Annotated in this window: 21 protein-coding genes and 2 pseudogenes; 11 read left to right on the top strand and 12 right to left on the bottom strand. The window is 34.1% G+C overall.

Annotated elements, in window-relative coordinates; translation table 11 throughout:
• Positions 1-84: 84 nt before the first annotated feature.
• The gene (spxA, locus tag HWV59_RS06565) at positions 85-480 is read right to left on the bottom strand and encodes a transcriptional regulator SpxA (RefSeq protein ID WP_102232331.1); all 396 of its coding nucleotides are present in this window, start codon (positions 478-480) and stop codon (positions 85-87) included.
• 324 nt (positions 481-804) lie between these two features.
• Entirely contained in the window at positions 805-1167 is a 363-nt protein-coding gene (locus HWV59_RS06560) for a winged helix-turn-helix transcriptional regulator (RefSeq protein ID WP_102232330.1), read from the bottom strand.
• A gap of 221 nt (positions 1168-1388) precedes the next feature.
• Between HWV59_RS06560 and hxlA the strand changes: the two genes are divergently transcribed.
• From hxlA to HWV59_RS06515, 9 genes and pseudogenes are all read left to right on the top strand, one after another.
• Positions 1389-2027, top strand: coding sequence for a 3-hexulose-6-phosphate synthase (gene hxlA, locus HWV59_RS06555; protein ID WP_102232329.1), 639 nt, complete (start codon positions 1389-1391; stop codon positions 2025-2027).
• A 6-nt stretch (positions 2028-2033) separates the two neighbouring features.
• On the top strand, positions 2034-2591 hold the full coding sequence (gene hxlB, locus HWV59_RS06550) for a 6-phospho-3-hexuloisomerase (protein ID WP_102232328.1): 558 nt from the start codon (positions 2034-2036) through the stop codon (positions 2589-2591).
• A gap of 127 nt (positions 2592-2718) precedes the next feature.
• A pseudogene (locus tag HWV59_RS06545) lies at positions 2719-2836 on the top strand (short chain dehydrogenase); the annotation flags it as partial.
• A 90-nt stretch (positions 2837-2926) separates the two neighbouring features.
• On the top strand, positions 2927-3496 hold the full coding sequence (locus HWV59_RS06540; RefSeq protein ID WP_175638369.1) for a CBO0543 family protein: 570 nt from the start codon (positions 2927-2929) through the stop codon (positions 3494-3496).
• Between the two features lie 390 nt (positions 3497-3886).
• The gene (locus HWV59_RS06535) at positions 3887-4132 is read left to right on the top strand and encodes a spore gernimation protein GerQ (RefSeq protein WP_175638368.1); all 246 of its coding nucleotides are present in this window, start codon (positions 3887-3889) and stop codon (positions 4130-4132) included.
• A 17-nt stretch (positions 4133-4149) separates the two neighbouring features.
• Positions 4150-4518 carry a spore coat protein gene (locus HWV59_RS06530; RefSeq protein ID WP_102232325.1) on the top strand — a complete coding sequence of 123 codons (369 nt, stop codon included), beginning with the start codon at positions 4150-4152 and terminating at the stop codon, positions 4516-4518.
• An 18-nt stretch (positions 4519-4536) separates the two neighbouring features.
• Entirely contained in the window at positions 4537-5673 is a 1137-nt protein-coding gene (locus tag HWV59_RS06525) for a zinc-dependent alcohol dehydrogenase (RefSeq protein WP_102232324.1), read from the top strand.
• Positions 5674-5690: 17 nt separating this feature from the next.
• A complete protein-coding gene (locus HWV59_RS06520) occupies positions 5691-5891 on the top strand; it encodes a hypothetical protein (protein WP_102232323.1) in 201 nt (66 codons plus the stop codon).
• Between the two features lie 17 nt (positions 5892-5908).
• The gene (locus tag HWV59_RS06515) at positions 5909-6208 is read left to right on the top strand and encodes a spore coat protein (RefSeq protein WP_102232322.1); all 300 of its coding nucleotides are present in this window, start codon (positions 5909-5911) and stop codon (positions 6206-6208) included.
• A gap of 107 nt (positions 6209-6315) precedes the next feature.
• On the opposite strand, the gene HWV59_RS27505 is transcribed toward HWV59_RS06515, so the two are convergent.
• On the bottom strand, positions 6316-6477 hold the full coding sequence (locus HWV59_RS27505; RefSeq protein WP_102232321.1) for an SANT/Myb-like DNA-binding domain-containing protein: 162 nt from the start codon (positions 6475-6477) through the stop codon (positions 6316-6318).
• Positions 6478-6733: 256 nt separating this feature from the next.
• Positions 6734-7474 carry a PAS domain-containing transcriptional regulator gene (locus HWV59_RS06505; RefSeq protein WP_175638367.1) on the bottom strand — a complete coding sequence of 247 codons (741 nt, stop codon included), beginning with the start codon at positions 7472-7474 and terminating at the stop codon, positions 6734-6736.
• Between the two features lie 340 nt (positions 7475-7814).
• On the opposite strand from HWV59_RS06505, the gene HWV59_RS06500 reads away from it, so the two are divergent.
• Positions 7815-8363: a CBO0543 family protein gene (locus tag HWV59_RS06500; RefSeq protein ID WP_235991672.1), complete on the top strand. Its 549-nt coding sequence runs from the start codon at positions 7815-7817 to the stop codon at positions 8361-8363.
• Between the two features lie 236 nt (positions 8364-8599).
• Positions 8600-9373, top strand: a complete 774-nt coding sequence (locus tag HWV59_RS06495; RefSeq protein WP_102232319.1) for a TerC family protein — start codon at positions 8600-8602, stop codon at positions 9371-9373.
• Between the two features lie 318 nt (positions 9374-9691).
• Here HWV59_RS06495 and HWV59_RS06490 read toward each other — a convergent pair whose 3' ends face one another.
• From HWV59_RS06490 to HWV59_RS06455, 8 genes and pseudogenes are all read right to left on the bottom strand, one after another.
• Positions 9692-11059 carry a hemolysin family protein gene (locus HWV59_RS06490; RefSeq protein WP_268921752.1) on the bottom strand — a complete coding sequence of 456 codons (1368 nt, stop codon included), beginning with the start codon at positions 11057-11059 and terminating at the stop codon, positions 9692-9694.
• A 297-nt stretch (positions 11060-11356) separates the two neighbouring features.
• A pseudogene (locus HWV59_RS06485) lies at positions 11357-12131 on the bottom strand (TerC family protein).
• Between the two features lie 441 nt (positions 12132-12572).
• The gene (locus HWV59_RS06480) at positions 12573-13394 is read right to left on the bottom strand and encodes an STAS domain-containing protein (protein WP_175638365.1); all 822 of its coding nucleotides are present in this window, start codon (positions 13392-13394) and stop codon (positions 12573-12575) included.
• Between the two features lie 604 nt (positions 13395-13998).
• Positions 13999-15000: an alpha/beta hydrolase gene (locus tag HWV59_RS06475; protein ID WP_175638364.1), complete on the bottom strand. Its 1002-nt coding sequence runs from the start codon at positions 14998-15000 to the stop codon at positions 13999-14001.
• A gap of 164 nt (positions 15001-15164) precedes the next feature.
• On the bottom strand, positions 15165-15941 hold the full coding sequence (locus tag HWV59_RS06470; protein WP_235991804.1) for an SDR family NAD(P)-dependent oxidoreductase: 777 nt from the start codon (positions 15939-15941) through the stop codon (positions 15165-15167).
• Between the two features lie 247 nt (positions 15942-16188).
• On the bottom strand, positions 16189-18519 hold the full coding sequence (locus HWV59_RS06465) for a beta-glucosidase family protein (RefSeq protein WP_407941540.1): 2331 nt from the start codon (positions 18517-18519) through the stop codon (positions 16189-16191).
• A 258-nt stretch (positions 18520-18777) separates the two neighbouring features.
• Positions 18778-19545 (bottom strand): SDR family NAD(P)-dependent oxidoreductase, encoded by a 768-nt coding sequence (locus tag HWV59_RS06460; protein ID WP_235991671.1) that lies wholly within the window; start codon positions 19543-19545, stop codon positions 18778-18780.
• A 129-nt stretch (positions 19546-19674) separates the two neighbouring features.
• Positions 19675-20898, bottom strand: a complete 1224-nt coding sequence (locus HWV59_RS06455) for a cytochrome P450 family protein (protein ID WP_175638361.1) — start codon at positions 20896-20898, stop codon at positions 19675-19677.
• Positions 20899-21074: the final 176 nt, after the last annotated feature.

Here is a 21074-nt window from a genome sequence, read left to right as displayed (position 1 = left end):
CATACTGTAATACTAAATGTTACAGATTAGATTGTCAAGATTAGTTGATTTTTAGACCTATAAATATTTTCAAACTATTTCATCTTAATTTGCAGCTCTTTGCATATTCATGTTCACAAATGTTCGAAGCTTACGTGGAAGAAAACGACGAATCTCTTCTTCGTTATATCCAACTTGCAATCTTTTTTCGTCCTGGACAATTGGTCGACGTAACATTTGTGGGTGCTTCATGATTAAATCATAAAATTTGTAAAGTGGTAGAGATTCAATATCCACATTTAAATCTTGAAACGTTTTTGAATTAGTAGAAATAATCTCAGTAGTCCCTTCTTCAGTCAAGCGAAGAATCGATTTAATCTCATCAATTGTAAGAGGCTGAGATATAATGTTTCTTTCAACATAGTCTATTTGATGTTCCTCAAGCCAAGCTTTTGCTTTTCGGCAAGAAGTACAGCTTGGTGTTGTATATAGAATTACCATTCTTTAGACACTCCTTATAAAATTATTAGTTAAGGCTGTTTTTAGTGTTTCCATCCATATTAAGTGACAGAAACAGGACATTTCCTGTTGAGTTTTTCATTTTAGCACCTAAAAGTTATACTGTAACTTTAATCATTACAGTAAATGATGTCAACTGTGAATATATGGTTGAGTGAAATTTGTTATTCAATTAATTTGTTCTATAGCTAATAACGACAAGCACTTTCTACGTTTATAAATTCAATATATTTAGATAGGTAAAAACCACAAGTATCAACTAAATAATGCTTGTGGTTCTACTCTCTTCATCATGAAACTATTCTCTTAATATGATGTAGTTTTATTTACAGGTGTGTCCATCACAATTTCCATATAAGTCTTCCCCCATTGATACATAGAATCGAGTATCGGCATTAAGCTTTTCCCTTGTTCAGTCAATGAATATTCTACTTTTGGTGGAACAACTGGATAAACTTTTCGTTCAACAATTAGATCTTCTTCTAACTCACGCAATTGATTAACAAGCATTCTTTGAGTAATGCCTGGGATAAGAGCTTTGAGTTCCCCAAATCGTTTGGTTCCCTCTTTTCCTAAATGCCACAATATAAGCATCTTCCATTTTCCACCAATAACTGAAAGAGTTAATTCTTTTTCACAGTTAAACGTTTTTTCATTTAAACGTGACATCTGTATCACCCCAAGGTTCATAGAATATCAAATAGTATACTTTTTGTCACTATGTAAAAATAAAGTGCGTACTTCCTCATTTTTAAACTACGTATTATACTAACATCCGTAACATTGTTACGAGAAAATGTTGGATTCAGCTGCAAGAAATAATAAAAATGAACAATGGAGATTATTAGTATTGTTCAATATGTAAAAAAAATTATTAGGAGTGGTTATAGATGGAATTACAATTAGCATTAGATTTAGTGAACATTCCAGAAGCAATTGAACTGGTTAAAGAAGTAGAGGAGCATATTGATATCGTTGAAATCGGTACACCGGTTGTAATTAATGAAGGTCTCCATGCAGTAAAGGCTGTAAAAGAAGCATTCCCAAATTTAAAAGTATTAGCTGACCTTAAAATTATGGATGCTGCTGGATATGAAGTGATGAAAGCTTCCGAAGCAGGTGCTGATATTATTACAATTCTTGGAGCTGCAGAAGATATGTCCATTAAAGGTGCAGTTGAAGAAGCGAAAAAACAAGGTAAAAAAATACTTGTTGATATGATTGCGGTGAAAGATCTTTCAGCTCGTGCTAAAGAATTAGATGAGATGGGTGTAGATTATATTTGTGTACACACTGGCTATGACCTTCAAGCAGTTGGAAAAAACTCATTTGAAGATCTTCAAACGCTCAAAAGTGTGGTAAAAAACGCAAAAACGGCAATCGCAGGCGGTATTAAATTAGAAACACTTCCAGAGGTTATCAAAGTACAACCTGATCTTATCATTGTTGGTGGCGGTATTACTGGACAAGAAGATAAAAAAGCTGCTGCTGCTAAAATGCAAGAAATGATGAAGGTTACAGTAGGTTAAATTAACATGCAAACAACTCAATATTTAGCTGAGATCCTAAAAGAGCTTCATCGTTCATTAGACTTAATTGCAAACGAAGAAGGAGAAAAGCTTGTAAACGGGATACTCGAATCAAAAAAGATCTTTGTAGCTGGTGCAGGTAGAACAGGCTTTATGGCCAAATCTTTTGCGATGAGAATGATGCATATGGGAATTGACGCCTATGTAGTCGGCGAAACAGTCACACCCAACTTTGAAAAAGATGATATCTTAATCATCGGTTCAGGTTCTGGAGAAACCAAAAGCTTAGTTTCTATGGCTGAAAAAGCTAAAAGCATTGGTGGTAAGATCGCAGCTGTCACGATATTCCCTGAGTCCACAATTGGGCAGTTAGCAGATTTCACAATTAAATTAACTGGATCACCAAAAGACCAATCAGAGGGTCATTATCAAACAATCCAACCAATGGGCTCACTCTTTGAGCAAACCCTTTTACTTTTTTATGATGCTGTCATTTTGAGGTTTATGGAGAAAAAGGGATTAGATACGAATAAAATGTATGGCAGACATGCAAATCTTGAATAAACATTGGGCATAAGAATGTAGTAGCCGAAAGACCGCGATGATTTCAGAAAAGCTTTGCGGTCTTTCGGTTTATTTTTCCGAAAATCTTGTAATGGTTTATTAAAATTTTTAAATAAGGAATGATAGTATGGTCTTATTAAAAGGTAAAAACACCTTAATTACTGGGGCTGGAAGAGGAATTGGACGTGCTACTGCGATTGCTTTAGCACCAAGAAGGCGTTCATCTTGGATTGACTAGTTGTTCAATGTAATGCTAATTTGCTCGAAGTAATAATAAGGAAAATTTTTGGGGTTATACTAACGGTATAATTAATGAAAATAAGGAGGAACCATTATTGGATCGTTTGCATGAATTTGACAATATTCTTTATGATAGAAAAGAGAATACTGATTCCTTAATTAACTATTGGGTAGACTACTCTAACCCTCTTACGTGGCAATTTTGGATTCTAATTGCTATTCTTTTAGTCCCACTAATAATTCTTTACTTCAAAATTGATCGGAGCAAAGTATTTCTAATAGGTTTTTTTGGATATAACGTTCATGTTTTTTTTACCTTTATCGATATTTACGGCATAAATAGAGGTTATTGGCATTACCCTTATCAAGTAATCCCTGCTCTGCCAAGCATTTCATTAGACACTTCCTTAGTTCCAGTGGCTTTTATGCTTATTTATCAATGGACATTAAATAATCAGAAAAATTATTACATATACGCAATAATACTAGCTGCTATATTTGCATTTATTTTAAAGCCTATATTAGTAAATATTGGTCTTTTTAGAATGTACGGTAATATAAATTACTTTCATTTATTTATCGGTTACATAATTGTACTATTAATATCCAAATGGATAACTTGGATATTTCACAAATTATATAAACCTAATTTTTCAGCTGAATGAGGATTAGAAAAGTACTCATTAAATTTGGGTACTTTCTTAATTTGTTATTATTTACATCACTGTTTTTTGAAATTTTTGTAAATTCAGCAGTAAAAGACGCTTGCTTTTCTAATTAAATAGTCCGGTTGTATAAATCATTATTGAAGGAATATAGTGTCAAACTTTTTAATTATGGCCATTAGTTGTTCAATGTCTTTGATCTGATTACTTCGCTATCTTCATAAAAACCAACAAAGTATGGAAAAAAGTCTTTCGTTTTAAAATCCTACATCAAACCATCTAAGTTGCCTCCAAATTTTTATACCAAATTCACAAATATTTTTTCAGAGTTAATTATCCTATGTCGGGAAAAATACTCAAGCACCAGATTAAAAAGGAGGATTACTTTGAATGCATTCTCAAAAATTAGCTCCACACGAATCTTTGGACTTACATGAGGTTATTAACTTTAAAACACTTTGTGTCGCAAAATCAAAGTTAATGCAAGGACTAGCTTTTGATCAAGACCTTAGAAACTTAATGCAAAAAGATGTTGATCAATCCATCCAGGCACTTAATGAGTTACAGGCAATTTATCAGCGTGCGCCTTTTGAAGCTCCTGTCCCACAAAATCGTCCAACGCCAATTATCAACTGAAAGGAAGGTTACAAGCATTGAACAATGACTATTTAGACCCAATAAATTCGTTACATGTTCCTGAGCTTGCAGATACAACTTTTGCAATGGATTTTCTTATTCGTGCAAAAGAGGCGGTAAGAAATACGGCTGTGGCTTTAACCGAAACCTCTTCACCTGACTTAAGAGCCATGTTGCGAAAGCAATTAACGCAAAGCATCGCCATGCATCAAGAAATTACGGAGCTTATGGTTGAGAAAAAATGGTTTCATCCACATGATTTAAAAGAGCAATATAAATTGGATCAGCTTTCTGCAAATAACACAATTATGGTTGGAAACATGAATCTATTTCCTGTTGAGACCAATCGAAAAGGTATGTTTGACCGTACACCCGATGAACATTAATATTGGAGGTTATATAGTATGAAGGCCGTAACATATCAAGGTATCAAAAATGTTGAAGTGAAAGAAGTTGAAGATCCAAAAATCCAAAAGCCTGACGACATGATTATTAAAGTAACAAGTACGGCAATTTGTGGATCTGATTTACATTTAATTCATGGAATGATTCCTAATATGCAAGAAGACTATGTGATAGGGCATGAACCAATGGGGATCGTTGAAGAGGTTGGTCCGGAAGTAACTAAATTGAAAAAAGGCGACCGCGTCATTATTCCATTTAATATTGCCTGTGGTGAATGCCAATATTGTAAAAGCAACCTTGAGAGTCAATGTGATAATTCAAATGAAAATGGTGATATGGGGGCCTATTTCGGTTATTCGGGTACTACAGGTGGTTACCCAGGTGGTCAAGCAGAATACTTAAGAGTTCCTTTTGCCAATTTTACTCATTTTAAAATACCAGAAACCTGTGAAGAACCTGATGAGAAATTAAGTGTTATTGCAGATGCAATGTCCACTGGCTTTTGGAGTGTTGATAATGCAGGTGTAAAAAATGGAGATACTGTGATTGTTCTAGGTTGTGGACCAGTTGGCCTTTTTGCTCAAAAGTTTTGTTGGTTAAAAGGAGCAAAACGAGTAATTGCTGTAGATTATGTCAAGTACCGTTTAGAACATGCGAAACGTACAAATAAAGTTGAGATAGTTAATTTTGAAGACCATGAGAATGTAGGAAGTTACCTGAAGGAAATCACAAAAGGTGGAGCGGATGTTGTCATTGATGCAGTTGGAATGGATGGAAAAATGACCGAAATGGAGTTCCTAGCTACGGGATTAAAGCTTCAAGGTGGTGCCATGAGTGCAATTGTTATGGCTTCCCAAGCCGTTCGTAAAGGAGGGACCATCCAAATTACAGGTGTGTACGGTGGTCGATATAATGGATTCCCACTAGGAGATATCATGCAGCGTAATGTAAACATACGCTCAGGACAAGCTCCGATGATCCACTATATGCCTTACATGTTTGAATTAGTTTCCACTGGCAAGATTGATCCGGGTGATGTTGTGAGTCACGTTCTTCCACTAAGTGAAGCGAAACGTGGTTATGAAATTTTTGACACAAAAACAGACAATTGTATTAAAGTCGTATTAAAACCATAAGGAAGGAGAATTTAAGGATGGATTATGCTTTACATGAAGTGCTTGAGGTTCAGGAAATAGCCTCATTTAAAACAACCTGTTTAACAAAGTCCAAAACGATGAGAGCTCTCGTATCCGATCAAGAGCTAAAAGATATCATGCAGCAGGACATTACGATATCAAGTCGTCAGTTAGATGAATATTCTTCTATTTTATCTAAAGCACAAGGAATGCACTAGTTAGGAGATGAATAAACATGAACTCAATGATAGAAAATTTAACTGGAATGAATGCGATGTCTGATCAAGTCATAGCCACTGACTTATTGATTTCAGCAAAAAGTGGTGTTAGAAACTATGCAATGGCAGTTACTGAAGCAGGAACGCCTGAAATTAAACACACTCTTACTCGCCACCTAGAGGAAGCCCTCGACATGCATGAAAAAATATCGAACTATATGGTCTCAAAAGGATGGTATCATGCTTATGATACCAAAGAACAAATTCAACTTAATTTACAAAATATTAATACAGCAATGAATTTACCGACCCTATAACCTAGTAGAGGAACTATTTTTATTAAAGAAAATAGTTCCTCTACTATCAATATAAATTCTCCATTTCTCCAACAAATGAATTTGGATTTCTATCTATTTGTAAACTATTATGAGATTGCTTTAACCTTTCTATAGTGTTTTTCAACAGATAGTGGAGATCTATTCATTAATTCTGCGATCTTATTATATTTAAGTCCCTTATTCTCCCTAAGCTCAATAAGTTTTCTTTCCTCAAGTTTTGTCCAATGCTTATAACTTCTTTGCTTCATATTTTCAAACCTTTCAGTAGTAATATTCGATCCTAGATCTTATTAATGTGAAAGAATATGTTCGTTTATCACCTATAGATAACGAAAACAATAATCCACTTTATGTATCTTATGGAGTTTTTAAACTGTTGTCTAACTCCTTTCAGACATAGATCTTTATCATTCAATACAAATTCATAGGGTTTTAATCATGAATCTTATAAATTGGAACAAAAATTGCATAAAATAAAAAACTCAGTATCATTTACTAAGTTTTTTATAAGGATTTATATGTTTGTATAAGAAGTATCTTATTTTTTGAGATTTTTACCGGTTTTGTATAATTGCTAAACCTTCCAATATAGCTTTGACCTTTGGACTCAATCATTTCTAAATAATCCATATTAATGATATATGACCTGTGACATTCTATAAACCTTTTATCAAGTTGTTGACACAAGCTTGTAAGACTTTCATAAGATTCATATTGTTTATTTATTGTATGGATAATAGATTTTCTATCCCTTTTTTCAATAATGATGATCTCTACTAATGGGATAAAAACAATATTATTGTAATGTTTTATAATTAAATTACTTTTTATTTTGTTTTTTTCTTTATTGCTATTTATAAAAGAAGTCTTTAATTCATGATCAGCACTTTGCTTTTTAGTATGTTTTGTAACGTCAATACACGATCCTACCACTTCAACAACTTTCCCATTTTTCTTTTCTGGTCTTAGAGAGGCCACTTGATAAACCCCATTAATCTCGGTTTCATACTGAACAAAATTACCCTTCCATGCTTCCAAATAGTATTGATGTTTAATTTTGGCATAATCCTCTGGGTAGAAATCATGTAATGTTTTCCCTACAATATCACCTTGTGTAAAACCTAAATGAAAAAGTAACTCCCCTACACACAACGTATGAATAAAAGCATCCTCTTTTTTTGTAAACTTATAAACCATTCCTGTATTAGATGCATCTAATTGTTTAACATAACCAAATTTATTCACGCTATCTCTCCAGTACTTACAGATTATTTTTAAGGATATTAATAGGGGATTTTTTACATCCGGTCATTCCACTAAGGTTTTAATAAAATTGACCCAGGATTTTTTGGGAATGGTGAGGCATTTTTAGGTAATAAATAAAACGAAGTCCATCTTAGAGGTATTGGTAAAACATTATATATAATAAACTCAATTTAATACTCTTGTCTATCGGAAAAAAGAACCTATTTAGAACAACTATAAGCTATTACTATTCTGCAAGAATTGAAGTTTCATTTTTGCGAATATACCTTCCCATTATGGTTATTATAAACATATCATAAAGTCATAGTAGGTGATGTAAGTGGATGCGCGCTTTGAAAACATGGATAAAATACGTTTATTAGAAGACCAAATTTATCGTTTAGATGTTAGAGGGTGGTTAGAAAACGAGTTTTTATCATGGGAATGGTGGATTTTACTGATTTTTTTAGTTGTCCCTTGGTTTATATGGCTTAAGCTTGCTAAAAGAGATTTGCTTGTGGAATCATATCTTTATGGTTCAATTATTATCATCATCACCATATTATTAGATACTGTTGGTTTACAATTTAGTTTTTGGGAATATCCTATTGAATTTTTACCGGTTATTCCTCGGGCCTTTCCATTTGATGTTTCAATGGTCCCTATTGCTTTTATGTTATTATTCAATTATTTTAGAACATGGAAAACCTACTCCATCGCCCTATTGATTATGGCTTTAATCTACGCTTTTATAGGAGAGCCTTTTTGTGAGTGGATTCATTTAGTCTATTACATTAAGTGGAATTACCTTTATTCATTTTTGTATTATATAGTAGTTGGAATTGGGGTTCGCTCCTTAGTACTTACCATTGTTTCTTTGAAGAGGTAAAAACATAATTATTCCACTTCTATCACAATGGCAAATTCATGTCGATATAGCCGGTAGACTGATTATGTGTGGAAAACTTACTATAGGGTAAGTGTTTTTTAATTTTGAAACAGTTCATATGCACGTTTTAAAAAAATAAAAATCTAACTTTATTTTAAAGACTTTACCATGAAATCGAATATAAAGTCCTTCTATTAGCCAAAGTATGATTAACATAGTTGTAAAGGAGAAGATTTATGGATATAGCCCTCATTTTAGAATACCTTTGGGTTTTAATCGTCTTAATTGGTTTAGAAGGAATCTTGGCAGCTGATAACGCATTAGTTATTGCCATAATGGTTAAACATTTACCTGAAGATAAGAGAAAGAAAGCATTATTTTATGGACTAGCTGGAGCATTTGTATTTAGATTTGGATCGCTATTCATTATTTCATTCTTAGTAGATGTATGGCAGGTTCAAGCGATTGGTGCCTTATATTTATTGCTTTTATCTTTTAACCACATATTTAAAAAGTTTGTGCTAAGAAAAGGAGAAAACAAGAAAATAGGAGATGAAAAACAAGGCTCTGGATTTTGGACAACAGTACTAAAGGTAGAATTAGCTGATTTAGCATTTGCAGTAGATGCTATTCTCGCTGCGGTAGCCTTTGCTGTTGTATTACCAGAAACTCCATTACCTCAAATTGGTGGCTTAGATGGTGGACAATTTTTGGTGATATTAGCAGGAGGAATCATCGGACTCGTTATTATGAGATTTGCTGCTAACTTCTTTGTCGGTATTCTTCACAAAAAGCCTGGTCTTGAAACTGCCGCTTTTCTTATTGTAGGTTGGGTTGGTGTTAAACTAGCTGTTTATACTTTATCTCACCCAGACTTAGCATATTTACCACAAGGATTTGCAAAATCTGCTGGTTGGAAAATAACATTTTGGTCTGTTTTATTACTGATTGCTGTCCTAGGCTGGTTTCTTTCGAGGGAAAAGAAAGTTGATGAAGAGACACTGACATAAAAACATTTAACCAAAGCAAAGATCATTTATTAGAATGACCTTTGCTTTAGGTTATCAATATTTCCTTTCGAGCTTCTTAAGATTTCCCTATTAAAAGCAATTTGTTCTATGAACACACGCGGTTTTGGAAGATGAAAATAGGAAAGAAGTTATAATTCTTACATTTTCTCATAGATATTTCGATTAATTTTACAACTAAATCGATATATTTTTTAAAAAAGAGATCGATTCCATTATTTATATAAATACCTTTTGGTAAACTAAATAGGTTTGTCTCCCAATATCGGCTAATATTAATGGCCATGTATATAAGAATTATTATACTAACTCTTCTTTCTTTTCGACCCTTGAAATCAAAATTTTGTCTACTCTAAATTGATCCATGTCTACTACTTCTAGTTTTAAATCCTTGACTTCTACAAAATCATTGACTTTAGGTATATCCCCAATTTGATTTGTAATGAACCCCCCTAATGTATGAAAGGTCTTATTATTCAAATTGATTGATACATCCTTTAAATCAAAATACCTTATAAAAGCATCAAATGAAACAAATCCATCAGCTAACCAGGTTGTTTTATCTCTTTCAATAATTTGAGGTTCTGCTTCATCTACTTCAGGCATGTCACCAACTATATTTTCTACAATATCATGTAAAGTGACCAATCCTTCAATTCCACCATATTCGTCTATGACCATTACCAGATGCTGACCAGACTTTTTTAAAGTTTCTAGTGATTGAAATACTTTCATTGATTCTGGTAGTACAAGGGCTTTTTCAATACACTCTTCTAATATAAAATCTTTCCCAAGCATTACTTTTGAAAAAACATCTTTAGTATAGATTATTCCCCTAAAATTATCCAAGCTGCCTATTCCAACAGGAAATTTCGAATAAGGACTTTCTGTCATTATCTTTATATTTTCTTCAAACGAATCTTCTAAATCGAGCCAAACAATTTTTGTTCGTGGAGTTAGGATGTTACCCAAATATTTATCTCCCAAATCAAAAATTTGCTCAACCATATCCTGCTCTATTTCTTCTAGTACTCCACTATAAACACCTTGTTCAATTAATTGTGTAATTTCTTCTTCTGTCACTTCAGGATCATCGTTTGGTTTGATTCTTAGTAATTTCAGTACTACTTCTGTAGATTTACTTAAAAACCAAATAAGTGGTCTTCCAATTTTAGAGAAATAAAACATTGGCTTAGCAACTATACAAGCAACTTTCTCAGGATTACCCATGCCAATCCTTTTTGGAACTAACTCACCTATAATTAATGATAGATACGTGGAAATCCCAACAACTACCGCAAAACTCAACTCGTGACTAAAAGGCGCAAGGAGATCAACTTTTTCAACATAAACTGCTAACTGCCCAGCTATTGTAGCACCGCCAAATGCTCCCGTAATAACACCAATTAGAGTAATACCAATTTGAATAGTTGACAATAATTGATTCGGATTTTCGGCTAATTTTAAAGCGTAACCTGCCCGTGAGTCACCTTCTGCTTTAAGCTTTTCAAGCCTGTTCTTTTTGGAGGTGACTATTGAAATTTCGGTCATTGCAAATACACCATTTGCTATAATGAGGATTAAAACAATAATAATGGAAACCAATATGCTACTTTCCAAAAAATCTCCACCGTTCCTTATATTGATTTTGAAATATTTAGGTTGCACCTAATATGCATTATACCAAATTAAGAACTTTGGTATCCTTACCAGTCATAACTTCTAAACTTTGAAAGGTGTATATGAAAAATACCCAAACATTAAGTCGATAATTTCCCAATAATTCTAGAACGAGATAAGCCTATTTCACTTGTTTGTATGAATATGCTCATTTGCTAGTGATCTTGAAAATTCATTTTCAAAAAATTTAAATTTCTGGTGTCTGAAAACACCTACTGTCTTTATATACTCTTTAGAAGATAATGGAAAATTAATGATAGTAGCTGATTATTCAATTAAATACACCTATACAGTTTCCCTTTCTTCTTTGTTTTCTTTCGTTAAGAACCAACCTGCAACAGCAATTCCAATTAATACAGTATAGAAGAAGAGTTTCCATTCAGTGGAGTGTGCAAATTCATAAGAAAGTACGCCAACATCAGGATGTCCTAATGTTAACACAGCCAGCATCACTCCAACCCATCCGACAATTGCAAAAGCCGCAATTTCTAGGCCTGGCCTTTAATGAAGTAACTTCACAAAAAAGTTTGCGGCAAAACGCATAATAATTAAGCCCATAATTCCACCAGCAAAAATGACAAGGAATTTACCGCCATCCATTCCACCAGTTTGTGGGAGATTTGTGTTTGGGAGTGTCATAGCTAAAGCTACTGCAGCTAAAATGGAGTCAACTGCAAATGCAATGTCAGCTAATTCGACTTTGAAGACAGTTCCCCAAAAACCAGATTTTCCTCTTTTCTCTTCTTCATTATTTTTTTCATCTTTCTTTCTAAATACAAGCTTCCTTACAATATGATTTATAGCAATATATAACAGGTATAGAGCACCTATCGCTTGCACCTGCCATACATCTACTAGGAACGAAATAGCAAATAATGAACCGAAACGAAATACAAAAGCACCTGTGAGGCCGTAAAAGAGGGCCCTTTTTCTTTCTTCCTCTGGGAGATGCTATAACCATGATTGCTAAAACAAGGGCGTTATCTGCTGCTAACAAGCCTTCCAGCGCAACTAATAAGATCAATACCCAACCGTACTCCATTAAAATTGAAAGTTCCAATTTACTTTTCCTTTAAACCTTTAAATTATACATTCTATATATAGACATGCATTTTTCTATAAAACCTTTTCCAAACGATCAAAGTCTTAAACTAATTGTTTAACCTTAGCACACTCCTTTTGTATAGTTATTTTTAATAAAATCTTTTTCGTCTCCATAAAAAAAACCTCTACCAGTATCGGTAAAGGCTTTTCAAACAATAAAAGACCTCTACCAATTGGTAAAGGTCTTTCTAACAAGGGATCGTTGCCAACAAAGCCGAGAAATAAAAAATTTCCGAAATGACGACTTTGCTGTAAAAGCTACTCCCCTTTAGGAGAACTATTAATATTAATCAGACTATATTCATATTATAGTGTTTTGTCAACTAATTTTTGTGTTTTCAAACAAGTTATTACCATTTAAAATAAAAAATGTAATTTTCCCCAACCTATGTACTACTTAGTATTGATGGAGGCTATCTAATGCTTGCTTTACGTTTGCGAAAGTAGTAATTTCAGACATTTTTATTCCGCTTTTTACTACAGTTTTTGCTAATTCAGGGCGTAGACCTGTTGTCAGGGTTTGGATCCCTAACAAATTAAGCATTTGTCCTATTTGATGCAGATGACGCGCTATATCTGTATCAATTATCAATATACCTGAGAAGTCACAAATTACATAGTTAATCCGTAGTTCAGCTATTTTTGGTACAACTTTCTCCATAATATGATTTGCCCTATATGAATCGATAATACCAATCAGAGGGAGAACCGCAATACCTTCTTTAATCAATACAATAGGTGCTGATAGTTCAGCCATTTCTCTTTGCGTCTCCTCCTTGTAATCGTCGGATAGGCGTTCGAATGCAAAAACCGTTTCATTGAGGCTTATGTCCAACATATTATTTATCCTTTTAATAATGAAAGCATAATCTTCTAATAAAAGCCCAATATCAATACTAATTTTCGTCATTATATCAGTAAAAACTTCCCTTGTTGTTGGGTATCGAACCACTATCTCTGAAATTTTCCCATTGGGAGATACTTGTCTTGCTGCATTATTCTTACTCCATTCAATAAGTGGTTCAGGTATTTTCTCTTCCTCGATCATAAGAGAATTACCTAAAAAATTTATAAAGTTAATATACATTTCTATTGCTTGTTCTTTTTCCCACAGAGGGATTTCTATTTTTAAGCTAAACAAAACACCATTAACGATTTCTTCCGCAAGTGATTCTGCATTATCAATTAAGTGGTTTGAAACATTAATTACCAAGTTCATTAGTCTCCCCCCTTTTTAAGATAATAAATTATAAACTCTTGTAGTAATAATAATCATTTACTAGATTGATAGTCAATGGAAGAAAACAGAGATGTGCTTCCTTCCTAACGAAATTTAACTAATCTACAAATGTTATGGCCTTTCACCCCCTCCAAGTAGTTAATCATCCAACAAGACGCGTTAATAACACTTATCGATAGTGGAGAAAAATACATATAATTATAGTCATGTAAGTAAATCATGTAATGTAACATCGAATACGAACGTATTAAATCATAATATTAATAAGTTTAGGTAAAAACAAAAAAAACTTCAGTCCCTTAATAACAAGGAACTGAAGCTTCTCACTCTGATGATCCGAGAGGGATTCGAACCCCCGACCCCTACCCTGTCAAAATTGGGTGAGGAATTAATAGAGTTAAATCTAATATAACTGCATTAAATAAGTATTGATAAATCAACGTTTTTGGCTAGTGATTGTAAAATAAGTTAATTAAATTCAATGAAATAAATTAAGTCTGTGCAAATACTGTGCAATTTGGGGTATGTGATCAAATTATATTTAATCAACAATAATACACAAGATAAACGTAAATAAATTACATTAAAAACTCAATACTTTCTTCAACCAATTATGAGCAAGAATCGGCCAAATAGCTATACCTTCGTCTGAATTAGTAGGCGGTGTAAATTCTCTCATTCCTTGAATAATGGCCTCTTTCACACTTATTCCTTCTGGTATTTCTCTCAAGTTATTAAAAGGTGGTGACAATTCAATCCTATTCACTATACAAAACTCCAATGTTTCTAAAAATTGCTGCAGAGTATACTTCCCTTCATAATTACCGCTAGCCCAATCTTCATTCGCTAGAGACAAACCATGCCCTCCATTACCGAACACATGTAGTTCAAAAGGAACCTTTTCTGCCTTACAAGCCTCAGCAAATACATAACTATTTTCTACAGGTACAAGTTCATCGGTTGCTGTATGCCAGAGAAATGTCGGTGGAGTGTTTTCAGTTACGTGTTTTTCTAATGACATGTACTCCAATTCTTCTTTTGTTGCATATTTTCCTAAGAGAGCTATAAACGAATCTTTGTGTGAATGAGAAACAGAAGAGATAACCGGATAAGATAAGATTACTGCATCTGGCCGATTGCTAATACCCTCGTATTCATTACCGATCATTAACTCCTTTGCATGATAATGAACCGCAAGACTTCCGCAAAGATGACCTCCCGCTGAAAATCCGCATATCGTTAGTTTATCTGGGATAATATTAAACATTTCGGCATTTTTCCGAAGAAAGGCAACTGCCTTGGATAAGTCCATTAATGGTTGCATTTTTAGTGGTATTTTCTTTAATAGATTTGTTGTGTACGTAATAACAAAAGCATTGTATCCTTTGTGATAAAACTCTTTAGCAACAAGTTCTCCTTCAGTTGGAGACACCATACTGTACCCCCCACCAGGAACAACGACCATTGCAGGTCTTTTGTGATCATCCTCATCGTGAATATAAGAGACAACATTCGGTATGAAATTCCCGAAAATCGGGTAGTTATACTCTTCTTTTGTCCATAAATGATACGTATTTTTAATCATGTTATTTTCCTCCTTCATTCTCCTATATTTTTGATATATATTGCCTAAAAAATCAAAAGGAGCAGAAAATTCATCCCTCGAATCTAACTGCTCCTTTGTTGATGCTGTTAAGTTATATATGCCTTATTAACATCTTTCACTTATTCTATTAAATACTATTCTTATTACAGAGTTAATCCACCATCCGCTAATAGGATTGAACCTGTCATATAACTAGAACTATCTGAAGATAAAAAGGCAACTACTTCAGCCAGCTCATGCGGTTCAGCATAACGCCCTATACGCATGTTTGGAAATTCTTCTGGCATATAACCTGTTTCCTGCAACTGTTGAGGAACACCCGCTGTAATAGCTGTTGCAACACCGCCAGGGCAAATTGCATTGACTCTAATTCCGCGTCTTACATAATCTAGAGCTGCTGCTTTCGTTAAACCAATTACCCCATGTTTGCTTGCAGTATAGGCAGCCAGACTATGTTCTGCTCTTATACCAGTGGTAGAGGCTGTATTAATAATGTTTCCATAGCCTTGCTCATCCATAATTTTCAAGGCGTATTTCATACCTAAAAAAACGCCTTTTAAATTAACGTTTATAATCTTTTCAAAGTGATCATCTTCAATATCTGCAAAACGTGAAAAAGTTTGGAGAATCCCTGCATTATTAAAAAGCACATCAATTTTACCGAATGCTTGAATCGTTTGGTCAAGATAGTTTTGAACATCCTCACTCTTGGAAACGTCTGCTTGGATAAAGATTCCCTCTCCTCCCTTATCTAAAATTCCTTTCAAGGTTTCCTGTCCAGCATTCTGTTGAAAATCAACGAGTACTACTTTTGCGCCTTTTGAAGCTAATAGCTCTGAACTCGCTTTCCCAATGCCACTTGCAGCACCTGTTATGACAATAACTTTATCTTGAAGGGATAACTCTTTATTTTTAGACAAAGTTTCTTCTTGGTTATTCTTTATATCTATCTCACTTTCTTCTATTTCGATGTTTTTTAATTCATTTTTAATTACTTCTAACATCTCCACAGGAAAATCCACTTGTGGCAGTGCTGCAAATTGATCCAGTGTAAATTGACCTGCCATACTAAAGTTTGGTTCATTAACGAAAGCAGGGATATATTTTTCTAAAACTTTATACGCTTTCTTATTTTCAAGTAATAATTTTATATTCCAATTAGATAAATCAGACATTGTGTTGACCTCCTATAGTAACATCTTCATTTATTGACTTATTTTTTACTGCTTCATTAAACTGGTATATTAATTGTTCTAGCATGTCTTCGCTCATTTTCCCTTTTGAAAATGCAATTAGTGCACGTAAAGGCATATATCTCATCATGGCTTCCATCATTTCAGCTGAAACAGAATCAGTGGGTCCAACCTCAGCACTTTCTCCCATCATACTTTGTAAATGTTGTAATATAGGAGCTGTTTTAGCGTTTTTCATTAATTCGCCAAGAGTTGTATTTCGATGAAATACAGGTATTATTTCTTCTGTTGACAGAATAGTGAGTGTGTCTTTTAAAACAATATCTTTCGAAGACTTTCCAACAAGAATTTCGAACTCGCCAGTTTCTACATGCCAATCTGCCAGTTCAGTATTGTAATAGGCAAAACTGCGTTTATCTAGATGGAAGGTAACAACTTTTTCTTCACCTGGCTGTAGAGCTACCTTCTCAAAACCTTTCAATTCTTTTTCAGGTCGTGTAATACTCGAATCAATATCACGTACATATAATTGAACTATTTCTTTTCCGAATTGATTTCCTGTATTTTTTACCGTTACATTAACTTTTACTATATCTTGATCTGTTGCTTGTCTATGATCAATCGTTAACTGCGAATACTCAAAGCTAGTGTAACTAAGGCCATATCCAAATGGAAAAAGCGGAGAAACATCCTTTGCATCATAATAACGATATCCAGTAAAAATACCTTCACGGTATTCAACTCGATCACCCTCACCAGGAAAGTATAGGTATGAAGGGTTGTCCTTCAAATTTTCTGGAAAAGTTTCCGCAAGCTTTCCGCTTGGATTCTTCACTCCGAACAATAAATCAGCAATGGCTCCTCCGACTGCTTGACCACCTAAATACCCTTCAAGTATTCCTTTTACCTTATCAAGCCATGGCATCTCAATCGCGGAGCCGTTACTTAACACAACAACTATGTTTTGTTGTACTGATGCAATTGAATCTATTAACTCGATTTGATTTGGCGGAATATGCAAATGTTCTCTGTCATATCCCTCTGATTCATACCTTTCAGGAAGTCCAACAAATAGAACCACAACATCAGCTGCTTGCGCTTTTTCTATTCCATCTTGTAATAGTTCATTTTCCTCTGCAACATCTATGTTCACATCATAGCCCCTCGTAAAAGTTACCTTACTTTGGTCTCCTGCTAATTTCATTATTTCTTGTAATGGAGCATCCATTTTAGTTGGATTAATATGAGAACTTCCGCCTCCCTGATAACGTACATGCTCTGCCAAATCTCCGATTACAGCTATATGACTACCGGGTTTTAAAGGCAAAATCTGATCTTCATTTTTTAATAGAACCATAGATTCTGCCGCAACTTCTCTTGCTAATAAATGATGTGCTTCTCTATCATAGTTCATTCCTTTTACTTGAGAAGAAGTTGCTTTATACACAATTTTCAACAAACGTTCAACCGACTCATCCAATACTTCTTCGGATAACATACCGTTTTGAACAGCCTCAATAATTCGTTTTTTCCCAGCTCCATAACTAGATGGCATTTCCAGTTCCATTCCCGCTGCGACACTTTTTTCTGCCTCGTTAACTGCTCCCCAGTCAGACACAACAATTCCTTCATGACCCCATTCATTCTTAAGAATATTAGTCAATAAATATTCGTTTTCAGAACAATAGGTTCCATTAAGCTTGTTATAAGCTGACATAACAGTCCATGGTTGAGCCTTCTTAACAGCTATTTCAAAGCCAGTTAAATAAATTTCTCTCAATGTTCTTTCATCTACTACTGCATCTGTTGTCATACGACGATGCTCTTGGTTGTTAACAGCAAAGTGTTTTAAAGAAGTTCCAACACCTTGACTTTGAACTCCATTAATATGAGCGGTCGCCATTTCTCCTGTTAAGTAAGGATCTTCAGAAAAATACTCAAAATTTCGACCACATAGTGGAGATCTTTTAATATTCGCACCAGGACCTAGTAGAATCGAGACACCTTCAGATTGACTTTCTTTTCCTAAAGCTTTACCAACTTGTTGTATTAGTTCACGATTCCAAGAACTTGCCATCCCTGCAGCTGATGGAAAACATGTAGCAGGTACACTTTGGTTTAAACCTACATGATCCGCTTCTCCCTCTTGCTTTCTGAGTCCGTGAGGCCCATCTGTCATAAGAATTGAAGGAATGGCCAGACGATCAATGCCTTTTGTTGTCCAAAAGTCTTCACCTGAGCATAATGATGCTTTTTCTTCTAATGTTAATCTTTCAATCATATTTCTTATATCAACAATATTCATTTCCATACTCCTTATTTCTTTTTTAGAAGTTCTCTAATGACCAATTGATTACAGATTAATCAAAAACCACCCTCGGATATAGAAGAAAATTAAGATTTTTATTGCTTGTTATATGCAAACGCTTTTATTTTTTTATGATGTTAAAAAGGCAATAAATAATCTTTATTAGTAAAATGGAAGTTGATATAAAAAAAGCTGCTCCCAACAGCCATTTTCATAACTTTTGGAAGTAGCCTACTACTCTATTTCTTATAAAATTTAAGGTAATATAATTGTTCCACCATCTACGTTAAATGTCTGTCCCGTTACATATTTTGATTCATCAGAGGCTAAAAATAAAATAGTAGGTGTTATATCCCTATAAACATCTCCAAAGTACCCAACTGCACCAAGTTGAAATCCAAGTGTTTCAGGATCTCTTTGTTCTTCAGGTAAGGTAGTTAAATATTGTTTGATACTGTCAGTAATTGCAGAAGGATTCACTATATTTACTGTAATACCGTCCTTCCCCCATTCACGAGCTACAACACGTGATAATCCACGAATTCCTTCTTTTATTGCAGCATAGGCAGCATACCCCTCTTCACCAATAACCCCTGCGCCCGAACCGAAGTTTATAATATTACCCTTCGTTTCTTTTAAATATGGATAACAAGTTTTCATCATGTTCCAAGTAGAAACTAGACCCGATTGATACGCCAAATCAAGTGTGTCAATTGTATGATCTAAAAAAGAATGAGGTGTTTTTATGGCTACAGCTAAATTAATTAAAACATTGATTTCCCCGAATTCTGAGATTACTTCATTAACAAATGTTTCACTTTCTTCATAACTTTCTAACTTCACCACTTTTGCTACTACCTTTGCGCCCTTCTCTTCACAAAGTTCTTTCACATTTATTAAAGCCTCATTGTTTATATCACAAAGAGCTAAATATGCTCCTTCTTCTGCCAGCCGAATAGATACATGCTTACCAATACCACCGGCAGCTCCCGTAATAATGGCAACTTTCCCCTGTAGATTCATCATTATCTCTCCTATTCTTGCAAAAAAGTTTTTTTATTATATTTGAAACAAATTTTTCGCAATAGACAGTAAGGCTTCACATTCATGATGTTAAAAATCTCAAACGAATGAGTAACGCTATTTAGTTTATTAAAAAATAATTGGTATTTCCTTAACCCCACGTATAATCATACCTTGACGCCACTCTAAGGAATCTTCCGTATCCTTCAATCGAATATCCGGCATTCTTTGCAGCAATTCACGTATGGCTATTTCCCCTTCTAACCTAGCTAGTGGCGCTCCCAGACAGAAATGAACACCTTTTCCAAAAGCAAGATGATTGTTTACTTCTCTAGTAATATCGAACATATCAGGATTGATGAATTCACTTGGATCCCTGTTCGCTGATGATAAAGCAATAAAAACCATCTCACCTTTTCGAATGATTTTCTCACCAAAGCTTACATCTTCAATTGCCCATCTAACATTACTAACTTCGGCTGGACCATTGTAACGTAATATTTCCTCTATAGCAGAATGGATAAGATCGGGATTACTAATCAACTTTTCTTTTTGATCAGGAAATTCCAGTAATGCAAGAACACCATTTCCTATTAAATTAACAGTAGTTTCGTGGCCAGCTATAATTAGTACAAAGACCAAAGCATATAACTCATGCTCACTAAGGACATCTCCTTCTTCTTCAACTTTGATAAGATCACTAATTAAATCATCCTGTTGATATCTTCTTCTTTGTTCAATTAAGTCCTGAAGGTATTCAACAAAAGCAATTGTTGCTTCTTCACCTTGCTGAGATAATACAGGATTATTAACACTTTCCATTAAAGAATTTGACCATTCTTGAAATTTGTATTGGTCTTTTACAGGGACACCTAACATTTCACAAATAACTTTTATCGGTAATGGAAAAGCAAAATCTTCGATAAGATTCATTTCTCCTTTTGTTTGTACTCCGTCTAAAAGATCAACGGTGATCTCCTCAATTCTTCCTCTAAGTCGTTCAATCATACGAGGTGTAAAAGCCTTTTGCACTAAACGTCTAAGCCTTCGATGATCAGACGGATTTACACTAAGCAAATTACGGGAGATAATCGCTTTATGTGGGGGAAGATTGGACTCATCTTCATCGTTATTTACTGGATAGTTTGTTACAAATCTAGAATCATTTATTACTAACGAAGCATCTTTAAAACTTGTGATGATCCAAGCATGTTGACCATTTGGCATAAGAAAACGAAAGATTGGATCCTTTTCACGTATTTCTTTGTATACTGGAAAAGGATTTTTGATAAATTCTTGATTTAAGAAATCAAGATTTGTTTTGTTAGATTCATTTTGCTGATTAGTAGACATATATATTCTCCTTTCAGATTTTGAAATCTTACAGATCGATAAGCTCTTTGAATAGTAGCAATTTCTATTAGATGTAAACGCTACATATTCAAGTTTCATTTTAATAGCATTAAATTTATTTAATAACGTCCTTTCGGGCATGTAATATATGAACGTTCGGGCAAATAGTCTTGGAT

This window comes from Metabacillus schmidteae (assembly GCF_903166545.1).
Classification (GTDB): domain Bacteria; phylum Bacillota; class Bacilli; order Bacillales; family Bacillaceae; genus Metabacillus; species Metabacillus schmidteae.
Note: the sequence above shows the minus strand (reverse complement) of the source record. Positions and strands in the feature narration are given on the sequence as shown.

Excerpts from the sequence above, each read along its gene's own strand:
- spxA (WP_102232331.1), bottom strand. The coding sequence starts at position 480 with ATGGTAATTCTATATACAACACCAAGCTGTACTTCTTGCCGAAAAGCA.
- HWV59_RS06475 (WP_175638364.1), bottom strand. The coding sequence starts at position 15,000 with ATGATTAAAAATACGTATCATTTATGGACAAAAGAAGAGTATAACTAC.
- HWV59_RS06465 (WP_407941540.1), bottom strand. The coding sequence starts at position 18,519 with ATGAATATTGTTGATATAAGAAATATGATTGAAAGATTAACATTAGAA.
- HWV59_RS06460 (WP_235991671.1), bottom strand. The coding sequence starts at position 19,545 with ATGAATCTACAGGGGAAAGTTGCCATTATTACGGGAGCTGCCGGTGGT.
- HWV59_RS06480 (WP_175638365.1), bottom strand. The coding sequence starts at position 13,394 with ATGAACTTGGTAATTAATGTTTCAAACCACTTAATTGATAATGCAGAA.
- hxlA (WP_102232329.1), top strand. The coding sequence starts at position 1,389 with ATGGAATTACAATTAGCATTAGATTTAGTGAACATTCCAGAAGCAATT.
- HWV59_RS06535 (WP_175638368.1), top strand. The coding sequence starts at position 3,887 with ATGCATTCTCAAAAATTAGCTCCACACGAATCTTTGGACTTACATGAG.
- HWV59_RS27505 (WP_102232321.1), bottom strand. The coding sequence starts at position 6,477 with ATGAAGCAAAGAAGTTATAAGCATTGGACAAAACTTGAGGAAAGAAAA.
- HWV59_RS06455 (WP_175638361.1), bottom strand. The coding sequence starts at position 20,898 with ATGTCTACTAATCAGCAAAATGAATCTAACAAAACAAATCTTGATTTC.
- hxlB (WP_102232328.1), top strand. The coding sequence starts at position 2,034 with ATGCAAACAACTCAATATTTAGCTGAGATCCTAAAAGAGCTTCATCGT.
- HWV59_RS06525 (WP_102232324.1), top strand. The coding sequence starts at position 4,537 with ATGAAGGCCGTAACATATCAAGGTATCAAAAATGTTGAAGTGAAAGAA.
- HWV59_RS06520 (WP_102232323.1), top strand. The coding sequence starts at position 5,691 with ATGGATTATGCTTTACATGAAGTGCTTGAGGTTCAGGAAATAGCCTCA.
- HWV59_RS06560 (WP_102232330.1), bottom strand. The coding sequence starts at position 1,167 with ATGTCACGTTTAAATGAAAAAACGTTTAACTGTGAAAAAGAATTAACT.
- HWV59_RS06495 (WP_102232319.1), top strand. The coding sequence starts at position 8,600 with ATGGATATAGCCCTCATTTTAGAATACCTTTGGGTTTTAATCGTCTTA.
- HWV59_RS06515 (WP_102232322.1), top strand. The coding sequence starts at position 5,909 with ATGAACTCAATGATAGAAAATTTAACTGGAATGAATGCGATGTCTGAT.